Source organism: uncultured Thermus sp. (assembly GCF_938010445.1).
Taxonomy (GTDB): Bacteria; Deinococcota; Deinococci; order Deinococcales; family Thermaceae; genus Thermus; species Thermus altitudinis.
Window position 1 is genome coordinate 1 of the sequence record NZ_CALLUR010000076.1, and the last position, 5735, is coordinate 5735.

Here is a 5735-nt window from a genome sequence, read left to right on the forward strand (position 1 = left end):
TGTGATATAATCGCCCCGTGGCGCAAGCCCTTATTTGGAAAACCCTAGGCATTAAACGGGCCGATAAGGCCCTACAAGGCCTGGCCCCCTATGCGGAATACCTCCTTTTGGAAAGGGGCTATTCCCCCCGGGGGGTGCGCCGGTACCTCCAGGATCTGGCCTTTTGGTTCCGCTTCCTCGAGGCGGAAAACCTGCCCCCAGGCCCCGAGGCGGTGCGGGCCCTGCTCCTAAAGGAACGCTGGGCCCCGAGGCGGGTGCAGGGGTTTTTGGCCGCCTTGCGCAGCTACTACCGCTACCTGTCCCAGGTGCGGGGCGAGGCGGTGTCGGACCCCACGGAGGGCATCGGCCGGCCCAAGGCCGGCCGCCGGCTTCCTCTGCATCCCAGCCCCGAGGAACTGAGGCGTTTCCTCGAGGCCTTCCAAGGGGAAAAGGAAGCCCGGCTCCTAAGCCTTCTGGCCCGGTTCCTTTACGGCACCGGCCTGCGCATCTCTGAAGCCCTTTCCCTAAAGGGGCGCAACATCCTTCTGGAAGGCCGCCACCCCGTGGCCATCCGGGTGGTGGGCAAGGGCAACAAGGAAAGGCTCGTGCCCCTTTCCAAAACCGCCCGGGAGGTACTCCTGGAACTGGGCCCACCCCCGGGGAATGTGCCTCTTTTCACTTTCTCCCAGGGCCGGCACAAGGGCCGGGTGCCCTCGGCCCGGTATGTGGAGGCCAGGTTCCGCGAGGCGGCCCTGCGGGCGGGTCTGGACCCCAGGCGCTTCACCCCCCACAAGCTCCGCCACGCCTATGCCACCTTACTGGTGGAAAACGGCGTGGAGCTGGATGCGGTCAAGGACCTCCTGGGCCACGAGTCCATCGCCACCACCCAGATTTACCTGCACGCCTCTCGGGAACGGCTGAGGGAAGCCGCCTCGAGGCTCCCCGAGCTCTAGGCCCGGCCCAGGCCCAGACGGCCGCCAGCGGCGGGCTGGCCGGACGCCAGCCTTCATCCCGCAAAGGTGATGCGGGACACTTGTCCCTTTTGCCTGGGTGTGCTAACCTAACAAACGACCGTTCGCCATGGAACGACGCGAGCAAATCCTCACCGTAGCCGGCCACCTCTTCAGCCAGCGGGGTTACCACGCCACCAGCATGCGGGACCTGGCCAGGGAGCTGAACCTCCAGGGGGGAAGCCTCTACGCCCACATCGCCTCCAAGGAGGAGCTCCTCATAGAGGTGGTGCGCCGTGCGGCAGAGCGGTTTTTAGCGGTCCTGGATTCCCTGGAGGGGGATCCGGTGGCCAAGCTTAGGGGCTTGGTGCGCGGCCACCTGGAGGTCATCGCCCAGGAACTCCCCCGGGCCACGGTCTTCTTCCACGAGTGGAAGCACCTCTCCCCTCCCCTGTTGGAGGAGGCCAAGGCCCTGCGTCGGAAGTACGAGGAAGGCGTGCAAAGGATCATCCAGGAAGGGGTGGAGCAAGGGGTGTTCCGCGTGCCCAGCGTGCGCCTGGCCACCCTGTTTGCCCTTTCCGCCCTTAACTGGACCTACCAGTGGTACCGGCCCGAGGGGCCCCTGTCCTTGGAGGAGCTTTCCCAAGCCTACGCCGCCCTCCTCCTGGGGGCTCTCGGTATGGACCAGGCAAAGGGAGGAGACCAGGATGGTGAAGCTTAGGATCGGTTATCCGGAGGACCCCGACTACGGGGAGCGGCTTGCGGAGTTTGAGGCCCGCATCGCCCGGGGGGAGAAGATTGAGCCCGGGGACTGGATGCCCGCGGAGTACCGGCGCCAGCTCATCCGCATGATCTCCCAGCACGCCCATAGCGAATGGGTGGGGATGCTTCCTGAAGGCGCCTGGATCCCCCGGGCTCCTTCCATCCGGCGGAAGCTCATCCTGCTGGCCAAGGTCCAGGACGAAGCCGGGCACGGCCAGTACCTCTACCACGCCGCGGAAACCCTGGGGATCACCCGGGAGGAGATGGTGGCGGCCCTCCTCTCCGGCAAGGCCAAGTACTCCAACATCTTCAACTACCCCACCCTGACCTGGGCGGACGTGGGCATCATCGGCTGGCTGGTGGACGGGATGGCCATCAAGAACCAGACCATGCTGGCCCAGTGCTCCTACGGGCCCTATTCCCGGGCCATGGTGCGCATCTGCGCCGAGGAAACCTTCCACCACAAGCAGGGCAAGGAGGCGGTTCTCCTCTACGCCAAGGGTTCCAGGAAGCAGCGCCAGATGGTCCAGGATGCCCTAAACCGCTGGTGGTGGCCCACCTTGATGATGGCCGGGCCCCACGACACCGACTCCCCCCACACGCCGCTTTTGCTGCGCTGGGGCATCAAGACCAAGACCAACGACCAGGTGCGCCAGGAGTTCTTGAACGAGCACGTGCCGGAGCTTTTGGAGGCGGGCCTGAGGATCCCCGATCCCCATCTGCGCTACGACGAGAAGACGGGGAACTGGATCCATGGGCCCATTCCCTGGGATGAGTTCTGGAAGGTCATCAACGGGGAGGGTCCCATGAACCGGCAGCGGCTGATGGCCCGCAGGAGGGCCCACGAGGAAGGGCGTTGGGTGCGGGAGGCCCTCGAGGCCTACGCCCAGCGGCAACTGGCCCAGGCGGCCGATTAGGAGGGGGGCATGTGGGGAACCGAGTGGCCCCGGTTTGAGGTGATCAAGCAGGACACCCAGCATAGCCCCCCGCAGATGGTGGGCTCGGTGCACGCCGCCGACCCCGAGCATGCCCTCTTGGTGGCCCGGCACGTCTTCGTGCGGCGCCCTGCGGCCTACGCCCTTTTTGTGGCCCCCGCTGAGGCCTTTTTCCACGTTTCCCAAGAAGGTCTAAAGGACCTGGCGCCCCGAAGGGAAGGCGGGCCCGAGGAGGCCTACTGGGTTTTCGCCAAGCGCAGCCACCGCCGGAGCATGGTCTACGGGGACCTGGTGGGCCGCTTCCTGGCCCAAGGACCGGAGGACGCCATCGCCCAAGCCCTCCTCCAGGCCCAAGGGGTGGCCTTCTGGGCGGTGCCGGAACGGCTGGTGGTGGGCACGGAGCCCACGGAGGAGGTGGTGGAGAGCTGGTTCGCCCCCGCCAAGGATAAGCGGTACCGTTTGCAAAGCTACTACGGTCTGATCACCGCCAAGGGGGTGGAGGATGCTTGACCCCTACCTCAAGGAAGCCCTGGTGGCCCGGCTTACCGCCTGGGCCGACGACGAGGTGGTCTTGGCCCAAAGGCTTTCCGAGTGGGTGGGGCATGCCCCCATCCTCGAGGAGGACATCGCCATCGCCAATCTGGCCCAGGACGAGCTGGGCCACGCCAAGGTCTGGCTGGAACTCCGGCAGGAGCTGGACGGCTCCGACCCCGACCGCCTGGTGTTCTTCCGCGATCCCCTGGAGTACCAAAACGCCGTCTTGGTGGAGCTTCCCAAGGGGGACTGGGCCTTTACCATGGTGCGCCAGTACCTCTTTGACGCCTACGAGAACCTCTGGCTCAAAGAGGCCACCAAAAGCGCCTATCCTCCCTTAGCCGAGGCGGCAGGCCGCATCCTAAAGGAGGAGAAGTTCCACCTTAGGCACAGCTCCCTTTGGCTGGAAAGGTTAGGCCAGGGTACCGAGGAATCCCACCGCCGGGCCCAGGAGGCCTTGGACACCCTCTTCCCCTATGTTCGCCAGCTCTTCCAACTCCTGCCCACGGACGAGGCCTTGGTGGAGGTGGGTATCCTGCCAGACCTGCGCGCCTTGGAGGCCCCTTATCTAGAGGAGGTGGGGGCCAGGCTGGAGAGGGTAGGGCTCAGACCTCCTCAGGGTGGGTACGTGCCCAAAAGCCGTCAGGAGCACACGGAGTACCTTTGGTCCCTCCTGGCGGAGATGCAGTCCGTAGCCCGCTGGGACCCGGAGGCCAAGGCATGGTAGAGCGGTACTGGGAAGCCCTAAAGGGGGTTAAGGATCCGGAGATCCCCGTCCTCAACATCGTGGAGATGGGGATGGTCCTCTCCGTGGAGGCGGAAGGGGAAAGGGTTAGGGTCCGCTTCCGCCCCACCTTCTCCGGCTGCCCCGCCCTCAGGCTCATCCGCCAGGAGATGGAAAAGGCCCTGCGGGAAGCGGGGGCCCAGGAGGTGGAGGTGGTGGAGGCCAAAACCCCCTGGAGCACCGAGGACATGACCCAGGAGGCCAAGGCCAAGCTCCTGGGCTATGGGGTGGCTCCGCCCATGCCCCTATCCATGGCGGAGGCCAACCCCCCCTGCCCGCGGTGCGGGAGCCTGCAGGTGGAGCTGAAAAACCCCTTTGGGGCCACCTTGTGCAAGATGCTTTTCCAGTGTGCCGCTTGCGGGGAAGTGTTTGAAGCCTTCAAGACCGTCTGAGACCCAGCGCCTCTGGACCCTTTCCTAGGGGGTCCGGAGGCCTTTTAGGAGGATGCCGGTGCCGGGAGAAAAGGTCAGAAGTTACCTCATGGGAGAGTGGCGGGTAGGCCAGGGGGAAGGGGTACCGGTGCGGGATGCCGCCACGGGGGAGGTGCTGGCCCATGTCACCGCCCAAGGGCTGCCCCTTAAGGAGGCGGTGGCCTGGGGGAGGGAAGTGGGAGGAAAGGCCCTCCTGGCCTTGGATTTCCCGGAAAGGGGCAGAAGGCTTCGCGCCTTGGCCCAGTACCTGGGCGAGCGGAAGGAGGAGCTCTACCGGCTTTACGCCACCACCGGGGGCACCAGGCGGGATGCCTGGTACGACGTGGATGGGGGGATCGGGGTCCTTTACGCCTATAGCTCCTTAGCCCGGAACCTCCCTGAAGGCCACTTCCTGCTGGAGGAAGACCCCATCCCCTTAAGCCGGGACCTTTCCTTCCAGGGGCGTCACCTTCTCGGGCCCAAGGGGGGGATCACCGTGCAGATCAATGCCTTCAACTTCCCCGTCTGGGGCCTTTTGGAGAAGTTTGCGCCGGCCTTCTTGGCCGGGGTGCCCACCCTGGCCAAGGCGGCCACCCCCACCGCCCACGTGGCCGAAGGGCTGGTGCGGCTCATGCTGGAGTCCGGGGTGTTGCCCGAAGGGAGCCTGCAGTTCCTGGCGGGAAGCCTGGGCGAGGCCCTGGACGCCCTGGGCCATCGGGATAGCGTCTACTTTACCGGCTCCAAGGCCACGGCCGACCTCCTTAGGCGCCACCCCGCCTTCCTTGAACGGGGGGTCCACCTGAATGCGGAAACCGACTCCTTAAACGCCGCCATCCTGGGGGAGGAGGCCGGAGAAGAGGAGCTGGCCAGGCTGGCTCAGGAGATCGCCCAGGAGCTTTCCATCAAGGTGGGGCAGCGGTGCACGGCCATCCGGCGGGTACTGGTACCCGAGGGGCGGCTGGAAGCCCTCCTCGAGGCCACCCACAGGCACCTGGAGGGCCTCAAGCTGGGCGACCCCAGGGAGGAGGGCGTGGACCTGGGCCCCTTAGCCTCCTTGGAGCAAAAGGCGGAGGTGGAAAAGGCGGTGGAGGCCCTGGTGCACGGGGGAGCCAGGGTGTACTGGCGGCACCCGGGAAGGCGGGATGGGGCCTTCTTCCCTCCAACCCTACTCCTGGCGGAGGATCCCTGGGCGGAAATCCTTCACCAGGTGGAGCCCTTCGGACCCGTGGCCACCTTCTTCCCCTACCGGGACCGGGAAGAGGCCTTGCGCCTTGCCCGCATGGCGGGAGGCATGCTGGTGGCCACCGTGGCCACCCCGGACCTCGAGGAGGCCCGCTTTTACCTCCAAGGGCTAGCGGGAGAGGTGGGAAGGCTGCACATC

General features: G+C 66.0%; 7 protein-coding genes. All 7 read left to right on the forward strand.

What is annotated here, in order from left to right; genetic code table 11:
• Positions 1 to 17 precede the first annotated feature (17 nt).
• Complete coding sequence (locus Q0693_RS04520) at positions 18 to 932, forward strand: tyrosine-type recombinase/integrase (protein WP_298629547.1); 915 nt, start codon at positions 18 to 20, stop codon at positions 930 to 932.
• A gap of 127 nt (positions 933 to 1059) precedes the next feature.
• On the forward strand, positions 1060 to 1650 hold the full coding sequence (locus Q0693_RS04525; RefSeq protein ID WP_298629548.1) for a TetR/AcrR family transcriptional regulator: 591 nt from the start codon (positions 1060 to 1062) through the stop codon (positions 1648 to 1650).
• A complete protein-coding gene (gene paaA / locus Q0693_RS04530; RefSeq protein WP_298629549.1) occupies positions 1637 to 2608 on the forward strand; it encodes a 1,2-phenylacetyl-CoA epoxidase subunit PaaA in 972 nt (323 codons plus the stop codon). The genes Q0693_RS04525 and paaA overlap by 14 nt, the downstream gene beginning before the upstream one ends.
• Before the next feature lie 9 nt (positions 2609 to 2617).
• Complete coding sequence (locus Q0693_RS04535) at positions 2618 to 3136, forward strand: phenylacetic acid degradation protein (protein WP_243030462.1); 519 nt, start codon at positions 2618 to 2620, stop codon at positions 3134 to 3136.
• Positions 3129 to 3887, forward strand: a complete 759-nt coding sequence (paaC, locus tag Q0693_RS04540; protein WP_298629550.1) for a 1,2-phenylacetyl-CoA epoxidase subunit PaaC — start codon at positions 3129 to 3131, stop codon at positions 3885 to 3887. The genes Q0693_RS04535 and paaC overlap by 8 nt, the downstream gene beginning before the upstream one ends.
• Complete coding sequence (gene paaD / locus Q0693_RS04545) at positions 3881 to 4336, forward strand: 1,2-phenylacetyl-CoA epoxidase subunit PaaD (RefSeq protein ID WP_243030464.1); 456 nt, start codon at positions 3881 to 3883, stop codon at positions 4334 to 4336. The genes paaC and paaD overlap by 7 nt, the downstream gene beginning before the upstream one ends.
• A gap of 58 nt (positions 4337 to 4394) precedes the next feature.
• On the forward strand, positions 4395 to 5735 hold a 1341-nt coding region (gene paaZ, locus Q0693_RS04550; RefSeq protein ID WP_298629551.1), incomplete at its 3' end, for a phenylacetic acid degradation bifunctional protein PaaZ.

What these genes read in the sequence shown, in the direction of transcription:
- paaD (WP_243030464.1), top strand. Translation starts at nt 3,881, where the DNA reads ATGGTAGAGCGGTACTGGGAAGCCCTAAAGGGGGTTAAGGATCCGGAG.
- paaA (WP_298629549.1), top strand. Translation starts at nt 1,637, where the DNA reads ATGGTGAAGCTTAGGATCGGTTATCCGGAGGACCCCGACTACGGGGAG.
- Q0693_RS04535 (WP_243030462.1), top strand. Translation starts at nt 2,618, where the DNA reads ATGTGGGGAACCGAGTGGCCCCGGTTTGAGGTGATCAAGCAGGACACC.
- Q0693_RS04525 (WP_298629548.1), top strand. Translation starts at nt 1,060, where the DNA reads ATGGAACGACGCGAGCAAATCCTCACCGTAGCCGGCCACCTCTTCAGC.
- paaC (WP_298629550.1), top strand. Translation starts at nt 3,129, where the DNA reads ATGCTTGACCCCTACCTCAAGGAAGCCCTGGTGGCCCGGCTTACCGCC.